Genomic DNA, 24,345 nt, shown 5'->3' on the forward strand with positions numbered 1-24,345 from the left:
CAGAGTTCGAATTATATCCAGTCTTGGGATATTTTTCCTTATGATATTTCACTGAAATTTATACTTACAATCTAACATGAGTTTCATAAACTATGATCAAAAATGGTTTGTTGGGAATGAAAACCTTTGAATTTATGTAACCACTTTCATTTTTGTTAAGATATGTTAAAGTTTTAAGGCGTATTCCGAGGATGTTTAACTTGGGCTGAGTTAAAACGTTCTGTTAATACGGAAAAGGAAATTGCTTATCTTTTGATCTTATGTTTAAACTGTTTTTACTATCGTTATCAGTAATTTCATACACGGCTGTTGAAGTACAAATAAAATTTAACGGAAATTTCGAACCCCTTGATGCTAACGGTAATCCCACTGGCTGGGGCCTTACTTTTAACGGCCAAAATACCTACGAAATTAAGGTGGACAGCGTAGTAAAAGACAAGGAAAATACGCTATTTCGATTACTCCGAGTAATAGTAAAATTAGTTTTAGCGCGATCGATTTTCCTATAAAGAAGTCTTTTCATGGGAAAAAATTAACTTTGATCGGGAGTATAAAGACCGAAAATGTTACCGGCGGATGGGCGGGCCTTTGGTTACTGGTTGATGGAAAGGACGAAAAAGTACTCAGCTTCGAAAATATGTAAAACAACGGCATAACGGGCACAAACGACTGGAGGTGTACGCACTGCTCCCATGCAATGGTTTCCTGCCTGGATATGATCGAACGGATTTAATGTCCCCACTCCTTGCGACAATCCCGGCGTTAGCGTTACCCGAGAAACGCCACCATTCGCATCTAAGTTTAATTCGTCCACACAAACAGATCTGTCAAAGCCCCCTCCGCCCGGCAATGCACCGTTATGATAAAAGAGATAAGTTTTGCTCTTATAATCTATGACCCCAGGATGATTCATGAAAGCCCCTCCTTGTCTGATCACCGACATAGCCGTATCGCCGTACGTCCAATGGGGAACCTGTAAGTTTTTACTGGTCGAATAGGCGAGATGCTCGGGCACTCCATCCGCAGGATAAAACAGGTAATAAAGGTTTTGCGTTTATATACCAATGGGCCCTCTTCATAAGTGGTGGACCGTTTTTCCGTGCCGTTGACCGTGTTCCTGATCTCAGCAGCGAACCAATTTCTTTTTTCAGCCGGGACCCGCGCGATCCCGATGCCCGGATCATAAGAGATCATATCCTTGTTCAACTTTACGTGCCGTAATTCTTGCACTCCCCATGTTATATAAGTTTGCTTTTCATCGTCGGTAACATTGGTAGGGTTGATATCGCCGCCTTCGCAATGTTCGGTGACAAGCGTTACGTTTGTAAATAGTTAACACAGATTCTCTGAGCCATTTATAAATTCTAATTCCGACAAGACAACTGTTTATACCAAATCCTTACAAGTGCCTTGCTTTTTTTAAAAAGGTTAACATTTACCGCCCTATTTTCTAACTTTTATCTCCCATCATTAAATTATTTCTTCTGTAGTTTTACTACTCAATTAATAAACCTGATACCAATACAACTATTGCTAACTAAAACATGTCGGTTGTTTCCAACGGCTGTATGTTCACTTTAATTGCATTGCTTTTATTAATTGTCCTTCTACTTCGAAAAACAAGATTTAACCAATTAAATAAATAAAGCGATTCAAGCCCGTTTTATCCTATCGAAAAATGGTACTAATGTTAAACTCCGCCTTATGCGGAACGGCAACTGCCTTATTATTGATCTTTTTAATACCTCGTTGGCTAAGGCAGTTATCAACATAACTGCCTGCACCAATACCTATATAAGCCTAAAGCTAACAATAAATATATCCTCGCTTTACCTGGTTGCCTAACACTTTCACACGCAATTAACCAATTTATTAATAAAGGCAAATTTAAATGCCGCCAGTTTAACCATTTTTTTATGAAGAAAACTTTAAGTTATTTTTTATGCATTCTTGCAATCCCGGCATTGACAAGGTGCAAGAAGCAACAAATCGCTTCTCCGGATGTCAAACCGCTTGCTAAAACCAGCACTAAGGTGCTCGCCGCAGTCAGTTATCCGAGTTACAACGTTTCACCACTTCCGCCTGATCAAACAGGGATGACGAGTACGGCAACTCAAATAGCTGCAAATATGACATTAGGTATTAATATTGGCAACACTATGGAAGCCCAATACAACGAAAACGGGTGGGGAAACCCCAATATTACCCAGGCACTCATTGACAGCTATAAACAAAGGGGGTTTAACGCCATAAGGATTCCCTGTAATTGGAATTGGTCACATGTACCAGATTCAACAACTGCAAAAATAGACCCGGCCTGGCTTGCCCGTGTGCAGCAGGTTGTACAATACTGCGTTAACGACGGGATGTATGCGATATTAAATATACATTGGGACCACGGATGGTTGGAGCTCAATTGCACAACCACCGCGCAGGCGGCTGTTAACGCCAAACAAAAAGCACTTTGGGAACAAATTGCAACACAAATGCGTGGTTTTGATCAACACCTGCTTTTTGCCAGCGCAAATGAACCTAACGCAACGGATAGCACAGAAATGAGAGTTCTGCTTTCTTATCATCAAACTTTTATCAACGCGGTGAGGTCAACCGGCGGGCACAACAGTTACAGGACGCTGGTAATCCAGGGGCCCAAAGGAGGTGATATTGTTTACACGAACAATCTGATGAACACCATGCCAACAGATCCGGCATCCAATCGTTTGATGGTGGAAATCCATAACTACACTCCCTGGAACTTCTGTTTGTTGGACGCCGACCAGTCATATGGTAACAGGTTTTTTTATTGGGGCTCGGGATATCACACCACCTTCGATGTTGCGAACAATCCGACCTGGGGCGAGGAATCGACCATTAGCGAAAATTTTCAAATGATGAAGACAAAATTTGTTGACCATGGGATCCCGGTAATAATGGGAGAATTTGCGGTAATGGACCGAAACCTTACGGGAGACTCTTTAAACTTCAACCTTGCTTCCAGGGCTTATTGGTATAATTACTGTGTGCACCAGGCTTTGGGGAACGGTATACTGCCATTTCTTTGGGACACCGGGTCTCTCATTAATAGATCGACTTACACCGTAAAGGATCAACGGGATTTGGCGGCGCTTGTACAAGGGGCACAAACCGGGGCATCCCCTGCATTTCAGGTTGGTGGCGTGTACCAGATTATCAATAGGTATAGTTTTAAGCCTTTGGAGATCGGTGGCTGGGCAACTGCTAATGGGTCGCTGGCAGATCAATGGGATTATCTGGCGGGGCCAAATCAGCAATTTAAAGTGCAAGCTGCGGCAAATGGCAGCTACCTGTTAACGCCTATGCATGTTAACGGGAAGTGTTTAGAGGTATGGGGGTGGTCTGGCGCTAACGGCGGTGCTGTGGATATGTGGGATTATACAGGTACAGGCGGAGCTAATCAAAATTGGTTAATTCAGCCAACCTACGATGGATTCTATAAAATCATCAACGTAAATAGCGGAAAAGCCCTGGAAGTTAATTTAGGGAATGATGCGGCAGTTCCATTCAGAAATGGTAGCGCAGTCGACCAACTTGATTACTTCGGGGGCAAAAATCAGCAATGGGGATTTGTTAAAATATAAGTAAAATAAAAGAAATCAATTAGGCTATTTCATAAATTGCCAAAATCTCTAATGCCTCTGTTTTAAATGAGGTGTTAGAGGTTTTTTTGTTAGGTATTGATGGTTTGAAATTACTTCTGTTGGTATGAGAACCTGAGCTTTCATAAAAGCTCCGCTGACCCGTTGTGTCTTTGTCGAAAAAACCGCCCTGAGGCATAAAAAAGCCCTTTTTATTGCTGTAAAAAGGCTTTTTAGAAATGGGTCGTCATGGGACTAATTTCGAACCAGTTCATAGCTGACTTGAAAAAAATAGCCTGCTTTGAAGACATTTATGGTGTTAATTTCGAACCAAATAGAAAATATTTAGTATTCATTTCTAATCACCGAAGGGGGTACCTAAAAATTCGAGTAGAAGATTATCAGGTTACTGATCTATCTCGAAAATATAGCAGCTCGCTCCATCAAAGGTCTTTCCAATACAATGTATTCGGGTGGAAATACTTCCACGAATGCCAATATTCCTGGTATGACTGAACCTTACTTAGCCTACTACCTTTTAGGATTCCGGAGGTTGACAAGCCGTCCCAATCCCATAATGAAGCGGTCTCCAGATCGGTAAGCTGTCCGGATTTGTCCAGATTAAAATGTAACACTTTCCCATTTACAGATCTGTTAAAACTATGATACGTAAGGCTATCCTTCTCTAAAGTAAGCAACAGGTTAATTTGGTTAAAACTATCATTTACAAACCGCCTCTTAAATAATTGTCTCCAATCATACGCTTTAGCATGACCATTTATAACAAGGCCAACCACCCAGCTTTTTCGCACAAGGGAATCTTTGTTTTTTAGCGTACTATCTTTGTCTACTGCTTGTAACCTGTCATAATTCCTAAGCTCATTATAACCATTCAGATAATGGTGATCGGGCTGTAATATCAACGAACCGGGATGTTTACTGATCCATGCAGCCAAAGTAGACTGCTCATATGGAAGTTCTTGTAATTGACTACCTTTTAGCTGGCCCACAGCCGCCTTACCGGTAGCCTGGTACCACCAGGTTTTTGTTGTTTCGTCCTCAATTATTGCATTGTAATGCCTTGCTCCTACTAACCTGAAGTTTTGCCTTTTACCGTTTACAATAGGGCTGTAAACTCTGCCGCTACGGCACATTGTACAATAGGTAACCAACACCGGCTGGTTGCCTACATTATCTTGTATTTTATGATGATAGCCTAAATAATTCAAAGGATAGGCTTTGGCAACCCCGTTGTTAACCACGCCAATGATCACCGTACTTTCGGGTACGTTGTTATTAATAAAATTAGCAAATTTAACAGTTTGCGGTTCCTCAAACATCCTCTCCGCCTGAAATTTGAAATCGGTAAAATAAAAACTGATAAGACCGAGTGCCAAAACAGAGGCCTTTACTATTTTGCCACCGCGGGAATTGGAACTAAAATTAACAACTGCATACCATATAATTACCAATCCACCTAAGATGCGCAAAGGTGTAACAACTTTTTCAAGGTAATAGGAAATGGTGATGGCATTTAAATTCTGGCTTCCCGGAAAAGGCATCAGCAGATAGGCATGAATCAAACCAGGCAACAATAAAAATGCAATCCCTATCCAGAAAAGATAGGGTTTTGCAAGGCTTTTAGTAACGGTATTTTTTACATGAAGGTCTTTTATCGCTAACGCAGGTTCATTACGTATTGAGATCATAATATAGGTTAAATAGTTAAAATTTACTGCAAGATTGGCAAATGCAGTAAATTAGAGATCATAATAAGCGGTATGTTTGGGTTTATCCTATGATGTTACATCTGAAACTGGTTAAAAATTTTTAACTTATTCTGATGCAGGTGAACTCCAACCCTCGCCCCATGCAAGGCCACCCGGTTTAGCTTTATTTGTTAAGAGCTTGTCGTATTTAGCTTTTTGTACAGGGGTCAATTCTGCTCTTATTTTTTTAATAGTTTCGGTACGCAATGGTTTTATTGCTACCATCATTTTAACGTTATCACCATGCTCTTCTTTTTTTATCTTCTCAAATTTTTGTGATGATTCCTCGTAGATTGCCGATATTTTGGTTGTTTGTTTATCGGTGAGTTTTAATTGTTTCTGCAGTTCTTTTGCTTTTTCTGAAGAGTTAACGCCTGCTGTTTGGGCGCCCACCGCTGTTGCAAGGCCCATGATAAGACCGCATAACATCATTAGTTTTTTCATGTTTTAGTTATTTGATTGTTAGATATTTAAATATACTTATTTTATTTAAGTTTTGCATTTATTGGCATACAAAGCGGACTTTGCTTATCTATGAAAGTTAATTTAGCCAATTTGTTAACTTTATACTGGTTATTTCCCTCTGTTATTTGCAGGAACTGGTTTGGCAACACATTTTTGAAGCGCTGTATAGCACCGCTTCCCGCCCATTTTATTTCAACTTCGTCAATAACTGTTGCTTTACCAATACCCATTTCCTGTTTTAAAGGCGATGAACCAAAGCTCCCACCCGAATTAACGTCTTTATAAACAGATCTCTTTATCCCGTTCTCGGTAAATGTTAATTTTATATGGCTGCCAATTGCCGCTTTATTTGCTTTTACACCCTCCAGCTTCAGGCTTATCCAATTGTTATTGTTGTCGTTCGGGTTTAAATACAATGAACTGGAGTATGAATCTCCAATGTACGCCCCACCCATTTCGGCAAATACATCTTGTCTGCCATTATTCCTCAGGTCGGCAAAAGCAACGCCGTGCCCCTTTTGCAGGTTACCCATGTGCGATGCTGTAGTGATATCATCAAATTTTTTACCGTTAATATTCTTAAAGAATTTGTTAGGTATTAATGATCGGAAATCAGGATTACCTGTTCCAAAATACATATCGGGGTAACCGTCATTATCAATATCACCAAAATTTGCACCCATGCTGTATACTACTTTATCAAGACCAGCCTCTTTTGTCACATCGGTAAATTTACCATCATGATTGTTACGGTATAAAAACACATTCCCTGCATTAGGTACAGGGGATCCCAGGGCTTCTGCGGCCGTATAATATGATAGCGCGTGTTCAAATTTATAATCGCATACAATAATATCCTGCCAACCATCATTATTGTAATCATAAAACCAGGTAGTGAAGGTTCTTTCGGTATTATTAGCTATACCGGCCGCAGCGGTTACATCTTCAAAATCAATAGCACCACTTACTCTGCCCTTGTTTTTAAGGAGATACTTTTTACCATTCATGGTAGAAATAAATATATCCGTCCAGCCATCGTTATTATAATCGGCAGAGGTAACACCTTTTACAAAAGCGCTTATATCGCAATGCGAAGCCTTTGCAACGTTAGTAAAGGTACCATCATGATTATTAATATACAGCATGCAAAAAGACCGGGAGGTATTGATATTATTATTATTTGAACTTTCTGTTCCTATAAAAACGTCCAGCCAGCCATCGTTGTTAAAATCAGCCCATGTGGCCGCCTGTGTAGGGTGAAAATACAAAAGGCCACTTTGTTTGGTAACATCCGTAAATGTCCCGTCGCCATTATTACGCAGCAAAGAACTCGGCTGATCACCAAAACCTTTATCAAGCCAGGCGCCACGCAATATAAACAGGTCAATATTACCATCATTATTATAATCTGTTTGCTGTATATTCAGGCCACCTGTTATCCCCGTTAAATTAGCATGCGCAGTAACATCACTAAATGTGCCGTTTTTGTTGTTTTCAAAGTAATGCATCGGATCACCCAGATCCCATGCCGAGGTTATAATGTCCAGGTATCCGTCATTATTAAAATCGTCAACAACTACGCCGCCAGCCCTGCCATTCACATTAAGGCCCAAACTTTTAGCTACGTCTCTAAATGGCTTTATATCTGTTGCTCTGGTATTATTAAGTCCGGGTATCAGAACGTCTGCGGGTACGTCATGGGGATATTGACCCAAGGTCATGTAAGCGATGTTGATCAGCCATCTCGATTCCAGATCATTTGGATTGATCTTTAAGAGGGTTTTGTAAATTTCAATAGCTTTAGTTGAACCGGTTTTAATCACATGAACACCATCATCCTTTATTGGAAAAATACATGATGAACCGGTATGATTTAACATGCAATTACTGCGTTCGCCTAAGCGCATGTAAGCAATGCCGGCATTATTTAAAACTTCGTCAGTAGTCATAAAATCAAGATGGTTCATAATCATCTCGTATTGCTTTACAGCTTCCTGTTCTTTACCTACCTCCAATAACAGCGAACCTTTTATTGAGAGCAGTTCTCTGTTTGCCGCCGAAGGGTTAGCTTTAACAAACGAGTCAAGATATGCTATTTTAGGTTCGGCGTTAAACGGATTTAAGATATTGGTGTTTTTCCGGTTAATAAATTCCAGCAATTCAACCATGTCGTTATTAGACGATGAATGTTTACTTATAACCAGTGTAAACCCCAACACCACAAATACTATAAGCGCAGCTATGATCTTAAGTTTCATAATAATGTTGATTTTGATAAAGTAGAGGATCTATTTATACACGCTTGATTGATAGCCTTCCTGCGCGCGTTGTGGCGCACGGTTCACATAAAACTGCCTGTCTTCCGGCGCCCAGGTTGCCAGGCCATCCACATAACGGTTAAACATGCAAAAAGCGGCGGCTATCAAAACAGCATCATGTATCTCTTTATCCGTGGCGCCCGCATTCCTGGCTGCCTCTATTTGCCCGGTCGTTACATTTTTACCACCTTTTTGTACACTTGCCGCAATGGCCAGCAAGCCCTTCATTTTAGGCGAAAGATCGGCCGAGTAAAAATCTTTTTTGATAGCATCTATCTCGTCGATATTACAGTTTAAATAATAACCGGCTAAAGCGCCGTGCACATTCTGGCAAAAAAAGCAATCGTTAAGATAGGATACATAAGCGCCTATCAACTCACGCTCGCCACGGGTAAGGGTGTTATCGTCATTACGCAAAAGCACTTCGGCCAATGCGTTCAGCGCTTTTTCTGTTTCCGGTCGGTAAGCCATTAGGCCGCGTATGCCCGGTAAATCGTTATTTAGTTCGATGTGTGCCATATTATTATTGTGTTTGTGGTAAAACGTAACCTTGCGCCATGCGTTTACCCATTTCTTTATAAGCCTCCGGATCTGTTGGGGTAAAGCTGGCCAACCCATCTACATACCGATTGAACATGCTGAATGATGCCGCTATCAATACTGTATCGTGCAGTTCCTTATCTGTAGCACCTTCGGCACGGGCAGCTTCAATATCCTGCGTTTTCACTTCCTTACCTGATATTTGCACTTTACCGGCAATATTTAACAGCGCTTTCATTTTTGGGCTGATATTTGCTTGCTGCATATCTTTCAATACATCATCAACGGTAGTATCACCCTCGCCATACAAACAGCGTGCGGCAGCAGCGTGGCTGCTCATGCAAAACATGCAATTATTACGCGAGGATACATAAGCTGCTATCAGTTCGCGGTTGGCTTGTGATAAGGGCGATTCGCCCCGTAATAATACCTCAGCAAGCTCGTAAAGATGCTTACCTGTTTCGGGTCTGAACATGACCAGCGACCGGATGCCAGGTACGCCTTTGGGAACGTTTATATGTGCCATTTTTTTATTTTTTAATTGTTATCTGATAATATATTAACCTCACTCACCTCAGCTTTTCCTTTTTTATCGCCTGTAACCAAAACCACTATCAATCCCACTACAAACACCAGCGAGAAAATGAATATGGCATTGCCGTAGCCACCTAATGTTGATACCAGCAAACCTATGAACAGCACCGCTGTTGCCGTGAACAATCTGCCCACGTTAAAGCAGAAGCCTGTTGCAGTAGCCCGGATACCGGTATGGAAAAGCTGTGGTATATAAGCTGATAATACGCCCTGGCTTGCACCAAAGAATAAGGCCATTATGGCTATTTCAACATAAATAACCGGAGAAAACACGGTGTTTGTTTTAAAAAGCACGAACGACATTACAGTACAAACGGCAAAGCATAACAGCATGGACTTCCTTAAACCCATCAGGTTTACCAGCCAGCCCGAAAAAAAGCCGCCTGTTAATCCGCCCATACCCAAAAACATCATACTTAAGCCACGCTGTTTTGGGGCATCGATGGCTATAAGGCTTTGGATCCAGGTGGGCATCCATGAAAATATTGCCCAAAGGCCTATCAACATGGTGCCAAACATTAATGAGCCAACAATAAGCTCACGTCGGTTATGGGATGAAAATAAGGTGTCAGACTTGTCGGCCATTTTATTCTGGCGATGATTGATCCATACGCCAGATTCTTTAATGACGAACATTCCTATTATAACCATTGTTAAAGGTATTACGCCCACAAAAAAACCTTCACGCCATGACGACACGATATAATTGATGGCACCAGCCGAAAAGATTCCGACGGGAAAGGCTATAGAAAGGATGCCTGTAACGATGGCTTTGCTTTTTGCCGGCCAAACTTCGCTGATGAGGGTAAAGGCTATTACCAGCTCACCGCCTACACCAAAGCCGCTCATAAATCGGCATAACATAACGCCAGGCCACTGCCGCATTACCCCAGTTAAAACGGTAAAGATGCCATAACACGCAATAGAATATATCAAGGCTTTTTTACGACCTATTTTGTCGCTTACATATCCCCAGGTAAAACCACCAATTGCCCAGCCGAATATGAACAGGGCATTGATGTATCCGCTTAAATAGTTAACCTGGTCGGCACTAAGATCGCCTTGCAGGTCTTTTACCACTACCGGCAGGTACACCGACATCAGTGTTGAAACCGCTCCGCCAAATACACTGCTTACAAAGCAAAGCATAAACAGTAGTGCAAGGTATGTTGAACTTGTTTTGGGTTGTGCCGTAACCATCGGCTCGTCAATTAGAATCGTACTCATGGTTTCTGTTATTTTAAAGGACTGTCAAATACAAGCGCTACGTAGTAAATAGCCCCAACTGCAGGCGAACCGTATGCTTGTGATATATATTTGTTAAATATGTTGCTGCCGCCCAGTTTAATGGTAGTATAGGCGTGCGGTAACTTTTTATTGATCTGCGCATCAACCATTGAATAAGCGTTGATACGGCCCGGTCTTACACCGTTGAAGGTACCATACCAATCAAATGCACTTTGGTAATGCCAGGCCAGGTTAAAACCAAAACCTTTTGAAACATTGGAGTTACCGAAGGTTACGTTGGTGCTCCACCTTGGGGTATTGTACTGCGCAATATTGTTGATGTTTGCCGTACCTAAGTTAAATGACGATAGCGTTGCGTTACCACCAGCTATGTATCCTTTATCAATGAGATAAGTAAGGCCTAAACTTGCGCCTTGAGCTGATACTTTATCAGAAGCATTGGTATAAAGCTGGAATGCGCTTACCGAGCGGTTAGCAACTTCGCCGGCGGCGGCGGGGTTAACCTTGCCATCAGTACCAAGTACCGGGGCAGTTGGCCGTAGTACCACTGTGTTTAAAATAAAGTTGGTGTAAGTGCTATGGTAATAGTTTACATCAACCAGCAGCTTATCGTTTATCAAACTTTTATAGCCAACTTCAAAGGCTTTTTGCTGTTCGGGTTTGATGTAGGCAACATTTGATTTTACAAGCAGATCTTTGTTTTGTGCTACTGCTTGTTGCGGAGAAGCACCACCACCTATAGCTGCGCCAACCGCAGCACCAAATGCGTTTACAGAAGCAGCCGTAAATGAATTTTGATAAACATTTAAGCCCGCGCTATTGCCTGGCGCACCTCCTAAAATAGTAATGGGGCCAACATTCAGATGGATAAACTGATCGACCGGGGTTGGGTTACGGAAACCCGTTTGGTACGATGCCCTGAAGTTGTGGGTTTTAGCTACAGTGTAAACTGCCGAAAAACGCGGCGTAAAGCTGCCTTTAAAGTTCTCATTTTTATCATACCGTATCGATGCTGTCAATTTAAGGTCGTCATTAAACAACTTTTTACCCGCCTGCAGGAACGACCCGTATTCATCGATTTTTATTTTGTTGGTTTTATCATCAAACAAGCTACCGTTGGTGAACATCGAGTATTTACGAAAACTGCCACCGGCCAATAATTCAAATACTTTTATCGCTTTTGAAAAATCATATTGCGCATCAGTGTGGTAAAATTTGCTATTACTAAAAACACCTGCGCCACTTAAGCCATAGTTATGGATAGATGCATCTTTGGCCGCGGCAAACTCAGGTGTGCCCGGTAAAAACCTGCCCTGGTCTGCAAAAGCGCGGGCAGTTGCCTGGTTGTTTGCAGTAATACCCGGCACCGTACCATTAAATGCCGCACCATAACGGTTAAACCAGGTTGCATCTGCCTTATCAGGAGTTACCACATTGCCGTTCAGGTCTTTCACCCAATCGCGGTTTATGAATTGCGCCAGCGAACGGGTGTTGTATGAGTCATGCGAGTTTTCGCCAACTACATAACTGCGTATAAAAAAGTTGCTGCTTTTTAACTCTATGCGATGGGTTTGTAATACAAAGTTGTTCAGGTCAAAACGGCTGCTGCCTGTATAGCTGGCGGTGCCCCGGCCATAGTTGTATTGGTAAATAGCTTCAATATCATTGCTTATTTTGTAATGGAGCGCACCATTCAGCTTCAGACTATAAACATTATAATTCATCAGGTCTTTTTCTTCGTAACCTGTACGTGATACAACACCGGCGCCAGGTACGTTTTGAGACACCTCGTCACCATAAATATTTAAGGCGTCGCGATTAGGATTGTTAGGGCCGCGCTGGCCAACCGGTGTAGTTGCACTTATATCAGTATAATCATTAGCATACCAATCTGTACCGGTTAAATAAGATGCATTCAGCTTAAATGCAAAACGGTTATTAAACGATTTTGCATAACGTAAAGCAAAATCACTGATACTCTTGGCGCCCGACCCGGTTTCGCCAAGATGGTTCAGGCCGGTTTTCAATTGTACGGCCAATCCTTCGTATTTAAATGGGTCTTTTGTTTTAATAGATAACAAACCGTTAAATGCAACAGGCCCGTAAAGCGCAGATGCTGCCCCGGGAATAACCTCGGCCGATTCGATATCCAAGTCAGACGCACCAAAAAGATTACCTACGGCAAAATTTAACCCCGGAGTCTGATTATCAACGCCATCAACCAATTGCAAAAAGCGGGAATTACCTGTGCTGTTGAACCCACGTGTATTTACCTGTTTGTAAGTTAAACTACTGGTAACTGCTTCCATCCCTTTAAGGCTTTGAAGTCCATCGTAAAAGGTAAACGACGGGTTTTCTTTAATAGCCCTCTGCCCCATTTTCTCAACACTCACCGGCGACTGCAAGCTGCTTTGACTTACACGGGTAGCCGAGGTAACCACCTCGTTAAGCATAATATTTTTTGCAGTCAACGAGACGCTCATCATTTGCGCTGCGGATGTTATTTGTACTTCCAGCTGATCATACCCAATAGCCGATACGACAACCGTAAAAGGCAATTTAATGCCGTTTGGGTTCAATGTAAAATGTCCCTGTGAATTGGTAGTTGTGCCAACGGTTTTGTTTTTAACCTTAATACCTGCATTTACAACAGGATTGCCGGCCGCATCGTTCACTGTGCCTGATATTTTAACATCCTGAGCAAATACATGCCAGGAGGACAGTAACATGATTATAAATAAAAGTTTCTTCATGTAAGTTGGTTTAAATTGCTTAGGTTTTTATGCTTTTTTAAGGTGATCATAGCCCTGTGGTAAACGGGTGTAGCCATGGTTTACAAGCCTGTCGGCCAATACATCGTAATAAGCAGGATCGATGGGTAAGGCAGTACCCAAGCCATCTACATATCTATTATACAGGCAAAACAGAGCTGCGATCAAAACGGTATCATGTATCTCAATATCAGTTGCACCAGCTGCTTTTGCACGTTCTACAACATGGGTGGTTACATTTTTACCGCTTTCTCCGGTTAATCTTGCTATTGTTAAAAGTGCTTTCATTTTTTCGCTAACCGGGGCAGTTTCAATATTTTGCTTAACTTTTTCGGCGGTTTGGGTTTCACCAGCTAATAAATCGGCGGCGGCGGTATGCGCGGTGGTGCAAAAAGTACATTCATTGCCGTAGGATACAACGGTAGCAATAAGTTCGCGCTCCGCCTCGGTAAGCGTGGATGGACCACGTAATAAAAATTGTGTTAAATTGCGGATAGGCTGTGCAGTACCTTTGCTATATTCCAGCAAACCGGTAATGCCAGGCAAATGATCTTCAAGTGCTATATAAGGCATAAAACATTAATAAATAGTAAAAGATATGGGAATACCTATACAGCAATTTATACTATGGCAATAAGCCAATAAAAAACACATATAAGAAGTTACAAGCTTATAGCCGTAACATTATGCATTCCCGTGAACTATGATAATTGGATTATGCGCGAACTTCTGGTGGTTCTGCAGGTAATGATAAGTAAGTAAGCAGTATTTTAGGAGTTGTATAAACAAGCTGTGAATTTATAGCCTTTGTACAGGATGCAAGGTCAAATAAAGCAATAGTGTAATTGTAATCGTTATCAAGACCTGTTTTTTTTACTAAAGGCGAATGATTCTTTTTGGAGAGCGGAGTGTCGCTTATCTCCTTTGCAGTAATAACGTTTTCATTTATCAGTTTTGTCTTATTGTAGTTAGGTATACACTTTACATACATGGTATCCCTTGTCATTTTAAGCGCAACATAATTATAACAATTTCCCTTTAACTGTATCTGGCCAGATATGTTTTTGTATTGGCGTTGCTCTTGAATATAAGGCATGCATACGGGTATTTTGATCTCTACCAGTTCACTGGCTTTATAGTAACCCTTACTTATTTGTTTGTTGGCAATCTGGTCAGATTGGTTTATAAAATATTGAAACAATAACATATACCCACCCATGTTAAACACGAGCACAATAAGCATTATTATTGAAAAAGCCTTTTTCAAGTAAGGGGTTTATAGTTAGGTGCTATAAACCTAATTATTAATTGTTTAATCTCCAAAGCAAATTAAATATTTACATTTATTTTACCCATTCCGGGCACCAAACGTGTAAAATACCTGGAGCAAAATATTGCTGCTACAAGTGTTGCCCTTACGGACGAAGATATGGATCGTCTCGAGAAGATCATTCCTTTAGGCAAAGACACAGGCGCCAGGTACGATGCTGAAAACATGAAAGCTGTAAATTTGTAATACTTCGATCGCCTGCAGTTATACGCCGGCGATTTCTTTACTTTATATAATGACAAAAATGGCTCAATATATTTTCAATTCTGTATCCGACTTTCACGCTGTGATGAAGCTTAAAAAACCAACGCATCCATTGGTAAGTGTCGTGAGATTGGAAGATATAAAGCCGGAAGCCAGCTTGGGTTTGGAGCAAATCGTGTTTAATTTCCACACCATTTTTTTGAAAAGAAATTTTGAAGGCCGGGTTAAGTATGGTCAAAAATATTATGACTTTGATAATGGTACGATGTCATTTTATGCCCCCAAACAGTTAGTGAATTTAGAAGGCGTCCAGCCGGCCAAGGTTGATGGCTGGATGCTGGTTATCCATCCCGATTTTCTATACGGGTATCCACTTGCAAAAAAAATAAAAGAGTATGGTTTCTTTGATTATGCTACTCATGAAGCTTTACATCTTTCAGAAGCAGAAGACAGTATTATTGCCGGCTTGATGGAAAATCTGCAAAAGGAAATTGTAGAAAGGATCGATAGTCATACTCAAGATGTTTTAATTGGACATATAGATCTTTTATTGAGCTATTGTAACCGGTTTTATACCCGCCAGTTTCTTACCCGAAAAAAAGTATCCAGTGATATGCTCCTGAAATTCGAAACTATTTTAAAAGAATATTTCACAGAAGAAAAAACCGGAACATCAGGACTGCCAACGGTTCAATATTTTGCTGATCAGCTTTTTGTTTCTGCCAATTACCTGAACGATATGCTCAAACACCTCACAGGGCAGACTACACAGCAACACCTGCATAATTATTTGATTGAGCAGGCAAAAGAACTGCTTACTACCACCAACTTGTCCGTAAATGAAATTGCCTACCACTTGGGTTTTGAATACCCGCAATCTTTCAGCAAACTATTCAAAAAGAAAACGCTTACAACGCCATTAAAATTTAAACAATCTTTTAATTGAGCAAATAAAAATGGGGTTTTCGAACGCATACTGTCTAAAATAATCATTGATGTTAATTTATTGATTGATAAACGAAATTTTTGAATTTAACTGTACCGTCACCTACAGCACACAATCCTAATCGTAAACTGAGGAAACCACCCAGTACATTATGATTGTAACCGGATACCTCAACAGAGTTTTCTATTTTAATCCAATTTCGTCCATCAATGCTGTAATACATATCAACAGTACTTTTTATGTTCCTGATTTTCAGAAACACATGTTTATTGATCTCATTTTTTTCGGTTGGGAACTGCCATCCCCTAAGGTTAGCCAAAATGTTTTGCTTATCGGCCAATATTCCCGAATAATACTTGTTATCGTAAAAAAGTGTCAATCCTCCGGTAGCATTTCCCTCTATAAACAATTCCACCTGTGCCGTATAAGAGTGGGTTGAAGGAATACAAGTTAAAGGAGCGCAATCAGCTACAGATTTGCCCTTGCCCTTTATTGTTAAACCGTTATCATTCAGGTGGAATCTTGTGGTGTCGTATTCCCCCAAAAATTGCCACTGTGGATTTAGGCTTTGACCGCTGAAATCGTCGCTTAGCGTAAATGAACTTGTTAAAGCGCTTTGTTTGGGTTTTAGTATCGGCGCATCACTCTTAACGTTGCCGGGTACTTTGAACCAACCGTCCTTTGTCCATTCCACAGGTGAAAGCAAGGTTTGGCGGCCCATATTATAATAGCCTTTTTCGTAAGCATGATACACCATCCACCATTTACCATTCGGGCCTTCCACTAAACTGCCGTGACCTTTGGACCACCATTTTTCCGAGTTGTCTTTTGTACGGATTATTGGATCATAAGGCGAATTTTCCCATGGGCCGAATGGTGTTTTAGAACGTGCCGAGATCACCATGTGGCTTGTTGCAGGACCGGCTGTACCGCCCTGAGCTACGGTTAGGTAATAATAATCGCCCCGTTTGGCTATTGTAGGTCCTTCCAAACAAAAACATTCTATTGACCATTCACGCGGAATCTTCCAGCCGCTATAAGCCGGTTTTAACTCTCCGGTTATAGATAAGCCATCATCCGACAACGGCAAATAGCGCCGTTGTTGAAATAAAGATACCGCTTACCGTCCTTATCGGTAAAATGCCCGGGATCAATAAAATTAGCCTTCAGTTCAACGGGCTCAGTCCAGGGACCATTGATAGAATCGGCGGTAACAACAAAATTGCTGTTATTTGCAGGGAAGTAGATGTAATACTTGTTTTTATACTTAACCAGGTTTGGCGCCCATACCGATCCCACATATTTGTTCAGTGCATGTGTAACCGGAGTCCAGTTGACCAGGTCTTTTGATTGCCAGATTAACAGGCCGGGATAAAACTCAAAAGATGAATGTACAATGTAGTAATTGTCTCCCTCGCGCATAATGCTTGGGTCGGGGTAGTCGCCCGCGAAAATAGGGTTGACAAAATAAGCATTGCCCTTTGTTTTGTTTTGGCCAGGCTTTTGCGCCTGGGCTAAAAAAGCCGATAAACAAAGAGTTGCAGCTAAAGCGATATTTTTGATGTAATTCATAATTTGTCTAACTATTTATTTACTGCCCCCGAAGATAGTTAAACTCTGCTTTAGACATCCAGACCGTAAATTTCCAATTAACATTAGCTATAAAAATATCATATTATTTATTTTTCTTCAAAATACCTACTGAAACAAGTTTGTAACATTCTTTCACAACATTACCATTGGGTGCACTTCAATTCTACGCCGAGTGTGTTAACCGCTTCCACGTAGCTTGAGGGAATTAAGTCAACATATTACGCTTACCTGCTCTCAGGTGCGTTCAATGCCCTCGAAAGTACGCAATACCTCGACTGCGTGGGCGGTGGGTTCGTATGGTGAGTTGCCAATGCCATGTGAGATGGGTTTCGTCGTTACGGCGTTCCAAAGCCGGTCGTAGTTACCCGTGGCAAAGTCGAGGAGAGTATCACGGACGAAGGTATCACGGGTGGCTTGCTCATTACTTTGTCCGGGGCGTACCTGCCCGACGATACCGTACATCTCGGTACCGTGTACCGCTTGTGCACCCTCGGCTGGGCCAACACTGAGCAGGTAAGCATTGCCGCCTGCTGCGGCATGGGCGAGCGCTGCACGGGCTGCAGGTAGGGTAAAAAAATAATCGGTGAAGAGCGCTCCACGGACCTCAACCGGAGTGCGTCCGTTTACATCGTAGGCGGCGACGATACGCTGAGCATGACTTCGGGGGATCCGCGACTTCTTTACCAATTCGTCAACGAGGTTGCCAATGCTCCCGGGGTCGAACTTCTCAATCGCATTGATGACCCACCAGTCCGCCTCATTTGTCGCGGTGCTAAAGAGAATGTCGACGTTGTGACGATGTCCGGATTCGAGGATGTGCAGCGGCGTGTCTTCAATAACAGCCCCAATCTGAGCGTGGTCGTTCACAATGCCAATAGTAGTGTTATCGATGCCGTGTCGGTCGCCGATATCTCGCGGACTGACCCTGATTAGTGTCTCTGCCAGGAGCTTTGCATCCAAGGTGAATAGTTGTTTGGGGTCGTCCGCGATGCCTAGTTCGGTCAAAAATGTGATCGCGAGTTCTTCGGCCCACCAGGCCGGAACGATGCGGGATGCGCCACCGGAGAATGCGGCAAGGCGGTGGTACAGGCCATCTGCCGCCCGAGCGGCGATGAGTGCGGTTGTGCAGTACGCTCCAGCGCTATGGCCGGTGACAGTGACATTCTGAGGGTCTCCGCCAAAGCGGGCGATGTTCTGCTGAACCCATCTGAGGGCGGTGATGATGTCCTGCAGTCCGAGGTTGCTGGCCTCCGCCAACTCGCCCCCGTACTGGGAGAGCGAAAGCCACCCGAAGGGGCCGAGCCTATAATTCAGCGATACCCCAATGCAGCGGCCGGAAGCAGCAAGCCCGGAAAGATTTGAGGTAGTTTGTGTGTTTGATCCGAGCTCGAAGCCACCGCCAAAAATGTAGACGATAACAGGAAGCGGTTGGCCTCCGGCGTGCTCAGGTGCCCAAACGTTGAGATTCAGGCAGTCCTCGCTAAAGCCATTGTCGGCCTCAAGCCAACTGGTGTCACCTGCTTGAAGGGGTGCAGGCCCTTTTTGGTCATAAGGAAGATCCGGGTTGAAAGGCAGTAAAACGGGCTTATGGAAACGTTTTGCGGTAGCGTACGGGATGCCCAGCCATGAACGGATCGCCGGGATAGTGGTTGTTTTTTCGCTATTCATAACATTTAGAGTTTATACCATTTGTTGAGAAGTTGTTGTTAATCTTTATGTGGAGTAAAATTAAGATTTGCCTTTCTGGCTTGCGCCGACTGTAGTTTTCGGGCTATATTATAGCTTTTCCCATCTTTCATAAAATGAGCTCCTGTCTGTTTGAAAATGAAAGTCACATTATTTTTAATGCAGGCTTGCCGAATGCCTTCTACCCATTCGAAATTGCATACCCTTGCTTTATCTCCTGACTCTCCGCCAACAATAACTTGATCTATCCAGCCCCCGGCAAGGGATTCTGTGAGATCAATAGGCCCTAACAGGGGTTCGCATATAAGTGATTTGTTTTTAATGAGGGCATTCCTGAATAGAGGTAACCGTAAATCAGCCTGTTTTTGATTTTCTATTGAACAAAGCAAGGAAACATTCTCATAGCCAGATCCCCAATCCTCGGGCAGGCACTTCTCTATTCGTTCAACCCTCTTGGTAGCAATGGAAAAAGAAAGATCTTTTCTTATTCTCATCATTGCCCACGCGTTATCTCTCCATTCATCGGCGTTTTCAATAAAAAAATCTGACGAAAAGCAAGTCCACAGATGCTCCCCTGAAGGCACCTGAAAACTTCCATCCCTCTTTTTCATAATGGGCAGGTCATAGCTTTTTGTTTTATAGACATTTCTACTATCTATCCCATAAAGTGCGTCCCTGCGAAAAACATAACAATTTTTGCAGCCTTCACTGATTTTTATACAACCGTGCCACAGGTTCCAAATGACAGACATTATTTTTTTTCTAATTCTTTTTGTTCTTTTTTAGAAAGACCCTCAACGACCAATTGATATGAATCTGCAACAAGAGACTTAAGCATCTTATCGGGTACATCACCATTAAATTCAACGTTGATCCAATATTTGGGGCTTAGATTGAATGGTTTTTCTATGGAACTATATTCATTTTTTAAACTGTCTATCTTTTCTGAATCACATTTTATAGTACAACTATCGAATTTATCCAAATCGAAAAAACAGAACATCTTCTCTTTAACATACATCACAAGTATTGACCGGGAATTATGAAAAAAACCTTCAAAGGGCATTCCTTCGTGTGTACCTTGAAAGGACAGACAAAAATCTCTGAAATCTTCTACGTTCATGATATGAACAAAAAACATCTTACAAAAAGTAATTCAGTAAGAGGGCTTACCTCAAGCCACTTTCTTTGAAAACACTAAAATCTACATCCATTGGACGTAAAACTGACCAGGTAGAATGTATGGCATACCATTCACCGTCTTCCTCTATTTGAAATACCTCAATACAATTATAATCTATATCAATAAGGTTTGTTTTGGCAAAAAGCTGATAAGTCAATACTGCCATATCTTGTCCAAGCTGGACCCTTGGATCACGTACCTCAAAGTTATCGGCGCTTAAACGTCCTTCAACCCGATTTAACAGCGGGACCATATCTGCAAATTGCTCAATACGTTTTGCCTCTACGGCATCAAAATACGTGAAGCTACGTTTTGACCAAAGTTGAGCATATCCAGACACATCTCCCTTAAACCACTTTTCAAGAGCAGATAGTTCCCGTCCTATGATATACTCGGCCGTATTTTTTTCGCCTTCATTACTATAATGCCATATTTTCATTTCATTTTCTGTCATAATCAGCAATCTTTAAGATCAACAAAAATACCCCCTAACCAACGATGATCTATGGAATTAAAGGGAAAGAAATGTCACTTTTCGGGACAATTGCAGTAATAACATTACTTTTACGATATAAATTAATCCAAGTGAAATCAATACATCAATATAATTTCTATCGAAAAAAATATGGTATCGATTTATCTATTGATGTGGTTGCAATCAAGGATTTTAAGAAGTATATTGAAAAAAACAGAACCCACCGCCTATCTTATTTTGACTTAACATTTATTGTAGAAGGCAATGAGGAATTGGTTATTAACGATTCCAAAATGATAGTAAAGCGGGGCGATATAATATGCTCAATTCCGGGGCAAGTGTGGCGTTGGCAAGAAAATACTAAACTTGAGGGTTATGCATTAGTCTTTGAAGAGGACTTTCTCCTTTCCTTTTTCATGGATAGGTATTTTTTGAGAAATCTTAGTTATCTGCAAGTTCACCGTCCATCGCCATTATTAACTGCAAAAGAAGATCAATTTGAGATCCTTCTACAACACTTAAATTCCCTGAGATCCGAAATATTAAAACGGGCTGACTGCAATACAGATATTTTAAGGGCCTTGTTATACCTTATTTTAAGTCTGTTGCAAAATTGCGAATTGAAAGCCCTGAAGAATTCAGAACAAAAGCAAGTCATCATCATAAACCGGTATATTGAATCGTTTACCAGTTTGGTGGATGCTAATTTTATGACAAGACGTGATCTTTCATTTTACGCTGATAAGTTATTTATCACAACCAACTACCTGAATAAAACAGCAAAAGAGGTTCTGGGATCGACAGCCAAAAAATACATATTAAATAAAACAATACGGGAATCTAAAAATTTACTCAACTACACCAGTTTATCTATTGCCGAAATCAGTGATAGACTACATATAGAAACTCCGTCTTATTTCGTCCGTATGTTCCGCAAACATACCGGTATGACACCAAAAGCATTTAGAAATAATTCTTAACTCTTGACGAAGCGATACAGCTTCAATTGTCCGGAAAAGTGCTGCTTTAATCCTTATTTATGTTTAAAGGAAGGAGGAACTTTTACATAATTTTATATTGAACGCCATTGAAACATTTTTGTCGAACTATGACAAATTTCAAAGGAAAATATACCACAATGAATATCGAAGAATTTAGAACATACTTTTTGTCACTTAAAGGGGCTCACGATAAAATGCCCTTTAACTAAGCAACTTCCGATGATAGCAGCGATAAAAACATATTGACTTTCAGCGTAATGGATAAATGGTTTTGCTTTGTTAATATCGAAGAATTTGATTTTTGTGATCTCAAATGCGATCCAATGGAATCAAAACGTCTTCAACAAGAATACGAAGGGATCACTCCAGGCTATCATATGAATAAACACCATTGGATAAACATTATTCCGAAAGCATTTGCCTGATAACATCCATGCATGCGTGGTTGTTCGTTCTAACGAATCTGATATCCCGGCACTGGTTGAACAGGACAAAAGCTTTCAATGCCTCCACAAACTTGCCGATGAGCTCGTCATTCAGACTCACGTCTTCAAAATGCAGGTTATGAACGATCAGTATTTTTTGTTTCCGGTCGGCTTTGGCATCCATCCGGGCAATAAAAGTGTCACCGGCCAGTACCGGTAAGGAGAAATAACCATATTTGCGTTTAGGCGCAGGAACGAAACATTCAATCTGGTAATCAAAATCAAAAAAGTCCTTTAAACGATGACGAAAGACATTCAGAATATCGAAGGGAGAAAGAATGAAAACATCGCCTGCTATTTCTATGTCAGTAGGCTGGTCGCTCAACATATACAGGGGAGCGGTCTTCAGTCCATCTACAATGACGTTTCTTAACTCGCCGGTCACCACCATTTCCTCCAATACCTTTTTAACCACGTTGCCCTTTACGCGACGCGCCCGCCAGGCGATCTCTTTCGCATAAGCCACGCCAAGTCCTCCCAGTGTACGGCGGATGATATACCGGGCAAATTCTTCAGCAGAGGGCACGGTCTGATCCGTTTCTGCAGGAACCAGGTTTAGCGGCAGGTCATACTTTTTTTTAAAGTTCTTGCCGCGCACAACCATAAGCTTACCTTCAAAATAAAGTCTTTCGAGCGCTACCTTAGCCGGGCGCCAGTCCCACCAGCCGGTACTCACTTCAACACGGTCATTATCAAAATCGCCCACGGTCAGCGAACCCTCTCGTTCCACCCGGTCCAGCACGCTCCTCATCAAACGGGACTCCGCCGGGGTTAGGGGCTTTCCATTATTTGCAAAACTTTCTTTGACCGGCAAAGAATATCTAAAATCATGCATGGGGAGATAGCCTCCATCAGAGGTGAAATACTCGAAGACCAGTCCTTCTTCAACCAGTTCTGCCAGCCATTGCGTTTCATAATCAGGAATACGCGCGAACATGACCTGGTGATGAGCCCGCTCCACGACGAAATTCGTATCCAGTTGCACAAAACCCAAATGATCGATTACACTATAAACAGCGTCGATCCCCGTACCAAACTGCGCTTTTCGCGCAAGTCCCGCAGCATATAGTACGATCTTTCGTACCTGTGCTTTAGTCAATATTACTTTGTTATTCATCAGACGGATCCAAAAGACCAATATCGAATTTATTAAAAATTTGGAGGAGTTAAAAGCCGACACCTATATGGCCACTTTAACCTTCTTTTAAAATCAATACGCTGGGAGTAATGATAAGCTTACATTGGTTACACCCTTGATCTCTTGAACTGCCTGCATTTGCACTTTAGTGACAAAGGAGCCTATTGGACAAAAGTACATCCACCGAAACGCCTCATTAACGCGCTTTATGATGTCGCTTATGTGCAAACCCCATGAGCTTTTTAAGTTTAGCCGTTGCCAAAGGTTTATCGATTAATTTCGTTTCTACAAGTTGATCGAATAGCCATATGATACCAAAAACTTTAAGATCCCGGGATTCGCAATATTTCCGGAGTTTATTATCCCCGGACAAAACAATCACCTCAAGTTTGCTGGCATAGTAAAAACAGTGAGGTCGGCCGGTTCCGGTCCCCTTGGCATATCAAGCGCCTGCTGCGTCAGGAATGGACATTGCATTCATAAAAGACGGCAGGATTAAATCTTTGCATCTTTTTCTCGCCACGGCTGAAAACAATTAAAACACGCCTTGTGATCATTATGGTGATCACTATATATATGCCAAAGGAAGTATACCTGTAAGAACAAGACTTTATCAAATGGGAATAAATGGCATATTAGATGACATTAGCACGCAGTTTGATGTATATGGAATTATTGGAGATGAAGTATATCCTTTTGAGAAGGATGTAAACTACGAGGCGTTCTTGGTGAAGCGGAAGTAAACTTGTATCTTGATAGTAGAAAAGAAAGGAGTAATATGCCAGCAATTAAGAAAGCAGATAGTAATATCAGATATGGTGCCGGAGCTATTGTAAGTAGCAATGTACAAAGTCACGCTAATGATCCTTTTGTTCTTAAAAAGAACGAAGGGGCAAAGATCGCGGTAAGTAAACTCGTATTACCAGGAAGCAAAAAGAGATAACGATAAAACGATACGACATATCATAATAGAAAGGGCTGGAGT

At 41.7% G+C, this 24,345-nt stretch carries 22 protein-coding genes and 1 pseudogene; 6 read left to right on the top strand and 17 right to left on the bottom strand.

The features are described from left to right. Positions 1 to 592: 592 nt before the first annotated feature. Positions 593 to 1,015, bottom strand: a complete 423-nt coding sequence (locus J2W55_RS19755; protein ID WP_310099804.1) for a glycoside hydrolase family protein — start codon at positions 1,013 to 1,015, stop codon at positions 593 to 595. A 901-nt stretch (positions 1,016 to 1,916) separates the two neighbouring features. Here J2W55_RS19755 and J2W55_RS19760 point away from each other — a divergent pair. Then, complete coding sequence (locus tag J2W55_RS19760; RefSeq protein WP_310099806.1) at positions 1,917 to 3,617, top strand: cellulase family glycosylhydrolase; 1,701 nt, start codon at positions 1,917 to 1,919, stop codon at positions 3,615 to 3,617. A 440-nt stretch (positions 3,618 to 4,057) separates the two neighbouring features. Here J2W55_RS19760 and J2W55_RS19765 read toward each other — a convergent pair whose 3' ends face one another. From J2W55_RS19765 to J2W55_RS19805, 9 genes are all read right to left on the bottom strand, one after another. After that, positions 4,058 to 5,323 carry a DUF3179 domain-containing (seleno)protein gene (locus tag J2W55_RS19765; RefSeq protein ID WP_310099809.1) on the bottom strand — a complete coding sequence of 422 codons (1,266 nt, stop codon included), beginning with the start codon at positions 5,321 to 5,323 and terminating at the stop codon, positions 4,058 to 4,060. Positions 5,324 to 5,449: 126 nt separating this feature from the next. Then, positions 5,450 to 5,827, bottom strand: coding sequence for a hypothetical protein (locus J2W55_RS19770; protein ID WP_310099812.1), 378 nt, complete (start codon positions 5,825 to 5,827; stop codon positions 5,450 to 5,452). A gap of 41 nt (positions 5,828 to 5,868) precedes the next feature. Further along, positions 5,869 to 8,106, bottom strand: a complete 2,238-nt coding sequence (locus tag J2W55_RS19775) for an FG-GAP-like repeat-containing protein (protein ID WP_310099815.1) — start codon at positions 8,104 to 8,106, stop codon at positions 5,869 to 5,871. 30 nt (positions 8,107 to 8,136) lie between these two features. Continuing rightward, positions 8,137 to 8,685, bottom strand: a complete 549-nt coding sequence (locus J2W55_RS19780) for a carboxymuconolactone decarboxylase family protein (protein ID WP_310099818.1) — start codon at positions 8,683 to 8,685, stop codon at positions 8,137 to 8,139. Between the two features lie 4 nt (positions 8,686 to 8,689). Next, positions 8,690 to 9,232, bottom strand: coding sequence for a carboxymuconolactone decarboxylase family protein (locus J2W55_RS19785; protein WP_310099821.1), 543 nt, complete (start codon positions 9,230 to 9,232; stop codon positions 8,690 to 8,692). 11 nt (positions 9,233 to 9,243) lie between these two features. Next, the gene (locus tag J2W55_RS19790; RefSeq protein WP_310099824.1) at positions 9,244 to 10,527 is read right to left on the bottom strand and encodes an MFS transporter; all 1,284 of its coding nucleotides are present in this window, start codon (positions 10,525 to 10,527) and stop codon (positions 9,244 to 9,246) included. Between the two features lie 8 nt (positions 10,528 to 10,535). Further along, complete coding sequence (locus J2W55_RS19795; protein WP_310099827.1) at positions 10,536 to 13,301, bottom strand: TonB-dependent receptor; 2,766 nt, start codon at positions 13,299 to 13,301, stop codon at positions 10,536 to 10,538. A gap of 27 nt (positions 13,302 to 13,328) precedes the next feature. Beyond that, a complete protein-coding gene (locus tag J2W55_RS19800) occupies positions 13,329 to 13,892 on the bottom strand; it encodes a carboxymuconolactone decarboxylase family protein (protein WP_310099828.1) in 564 nt (187 codons plus the stop codon). Between the two features lie 142 nt (positions 13,893 to 14,034). Continuing rightward, entirely contained in the window at positions 14,035 to 14,526 is a 492-nt protein-coding gene (locus tag J2W55_RS19805; RefSeq protein WP_310099831.1) for a hypothetical protein, read from the bottom strand. Between the two features lie 367 nt (positions 14,527 to 14,893). Here J2W55_RS19805 and J2W55_RS19810 point away from each other — a divergent pair, with 367 nt between their 5' ends. Then, positions 14,894 to 15,799 carry a helix-turn-helix domain-containing protein gene (locus tag J2W55_RS19810; RefSeq protein WP_310099835.1) on the top strand — a complete coding sequence of 302 codons (906 nt, stop codon included), beginning with the start codon at positions 14,894 to 14,896 and terminating at the stop codon, positions 15,797 to 15,799. A gap of 52 nt (positions 15,800 to 15,851) precedes the next feature. Here J2W55_RS19810 and J2W55_RS19815 read toward each other — a convergent pair whose 3' ends face one another. The 6 genes from J2W55_RS19815 to J2W55_RS19840 all read right to left on the bottom strand — a co-directional run bounded on the left by J2W55_RS19815 (position 15,852) and on the right by J2W55_RS19840 (position 20,715). Beyond that, positions 15,852 to 16,889: a family 43 glycosylhydrolase gene (locus J2W55_RS19815; RefSeq protein WP_310099840.1), complete on the bottom strand. Its 1,038-nt coding sequence runs from the start codon at positions 16,887 to 16,889 to the stop codon at positions 15,852 to 15,854. Then, positions 16,859 to 17,371: a family 43 glycosylhydrolase gene (locus tag J2W55_RS19820; protein ID WP_310099843.1), complete on the bottom strand. Its 513-nt coding sequence runs from the start codon at positions 17,369 to 17,371 to the stop codon at positions 16,859 to 16,861. Before J2W55_RS19820 ends, J2W55_RS19815 begins: the two co-directional genes overlap by 31 nt. 255 nt (positions 17,372 to 17,626) lie before the next feature. Beyond that, a complete protein-coding gene (locus J2W55_RS19825; protein ID WP_310099846.1) occupies positions 17,627 to 19,060 on the bottom strand; it encodes a carboxylesterase family protein in 1,434 nt (477 codons plus the stop codon). Positions 19,061 to 19,098: 38 nt separating this feature from the next. Then, on the bottom strand, positions 19,099 to 19,830 hold the full coding sequence (locus J2W55_RS19830) for a DUF5131 family protein (protein ID WP_310099849.1): 732 nt from the start codon (positions 19,828 to 19,830) through the stop codon (positions 19,099 to 19,101). After that, positions 19,830 to 20,201, bottom strand: coding sequence for an MmcQ/YjbR family DNA-binding protein (locus tag J2W55_RS19835; RefSeq protein WP_310099852.1), 372 nt, complete (start codon positions 20,199 to 20,201; stop codon positions 19,830 to 19,832). The genes J2W55_RS19830 and J2W55_RS19835 overlap by 1 nt, the downstream gene beginning before the upstream one ends. Before the next feature lie 46 nt (positions 20,202 to 20,247). Beyond that, on the bottom strand, positions 20,248 to 20,715 hold the full coding sequence (locus J2W55_RS19840) for a hypothetical protein (RefSeq protein ID WP_310099855.1): 468 nt from the start codon (positions 20,713 to 20,715) through the stop codon (positions 20,248 to 20,250). Between the two features lie 44 nt (positions 20,716 to 20,759). Between J2W55_RS19840 and J2W55_RS19845 the strand changes: the two genes are divergently transcribed. Next, the gene (locus J2W55_RS19845) at positions 20,760 to 21,716 is read left to right on the top strand and encodes a helix-turn-helix domain-containing protein (RefSeq protein ID WP_310099859.1); all 957 of its coding nucleotides are present in this window, start codon (positions 20,760 to 20,762) and stop codon (positions 21,714 to 21,716) included. Positions 21,717 to 21,994: 278 nt separating this feature from the next. Continuing rightward, entirely contained in the window at positions 21,995 to 22,162 is a 168-nt protein-coding gene (locus J2W55_RS25815) for an MmcQ/YjbR family DNA-binding protein (RefSeq protein WP_374726377.1), read from the top strand. Here the strand turns inward: J2W55_RS25815 and J2W55_RS19850 are convergent. Beyond that, on the bottom strand, positions 22,140 to 23,339 hold the full coding sequence (locus J2W55_RS19850; RefSeq protein WP_310099861.1) for a winged helix-turn-helix domain-containing protein: 1,200 nt from the start codon (positions 23,337 to 23,339) through the stop codon (positions 22,140 to 22,142). The genes J2W55_RS25815 and J2W55_RS19850 overlap by 23 nt on opposite strands. A 581-nt stretch (positions 23,340 to 23,920) precedes the next feature. Here J2W55_RS19850 and J2W55_RS25820 point away from each other — a divergent pair. Then, positions 23,921 to 24,103 (top strand): annotated as a pseudogene (locus J2W55_RS25820) (DUF6934 family protein); the annotation flags it as partial. 35 nt (positions 24,104 to 24,138) lie between these two features. Then, on the top strand, positions 24,139 to 24,303 hold the full coding sequence (locus J2W55_RS19855; protein ID WP_310099864.1) for a hypothetical protein: 165 nt from the start codon (positions 24,139 to 24,141) through the stop codon (positions 24,301 to 24,303). Positions 24,304 to 24,345: the final 42 nt, after the last annotated feature.

Origin of the sequence: Mucilaginibacter pocheonensis (genome assembly GCF_031456535.1) — a bacterium.
In the GTDB taxonomy this organism is placed as follows: Bacteria; Bacteroidota; Bacteroidia; order Sphingobacteriales; family Sphingobacteriaceae; genus Mucilaginibacter; species Mucilaginibacter pocheonensis.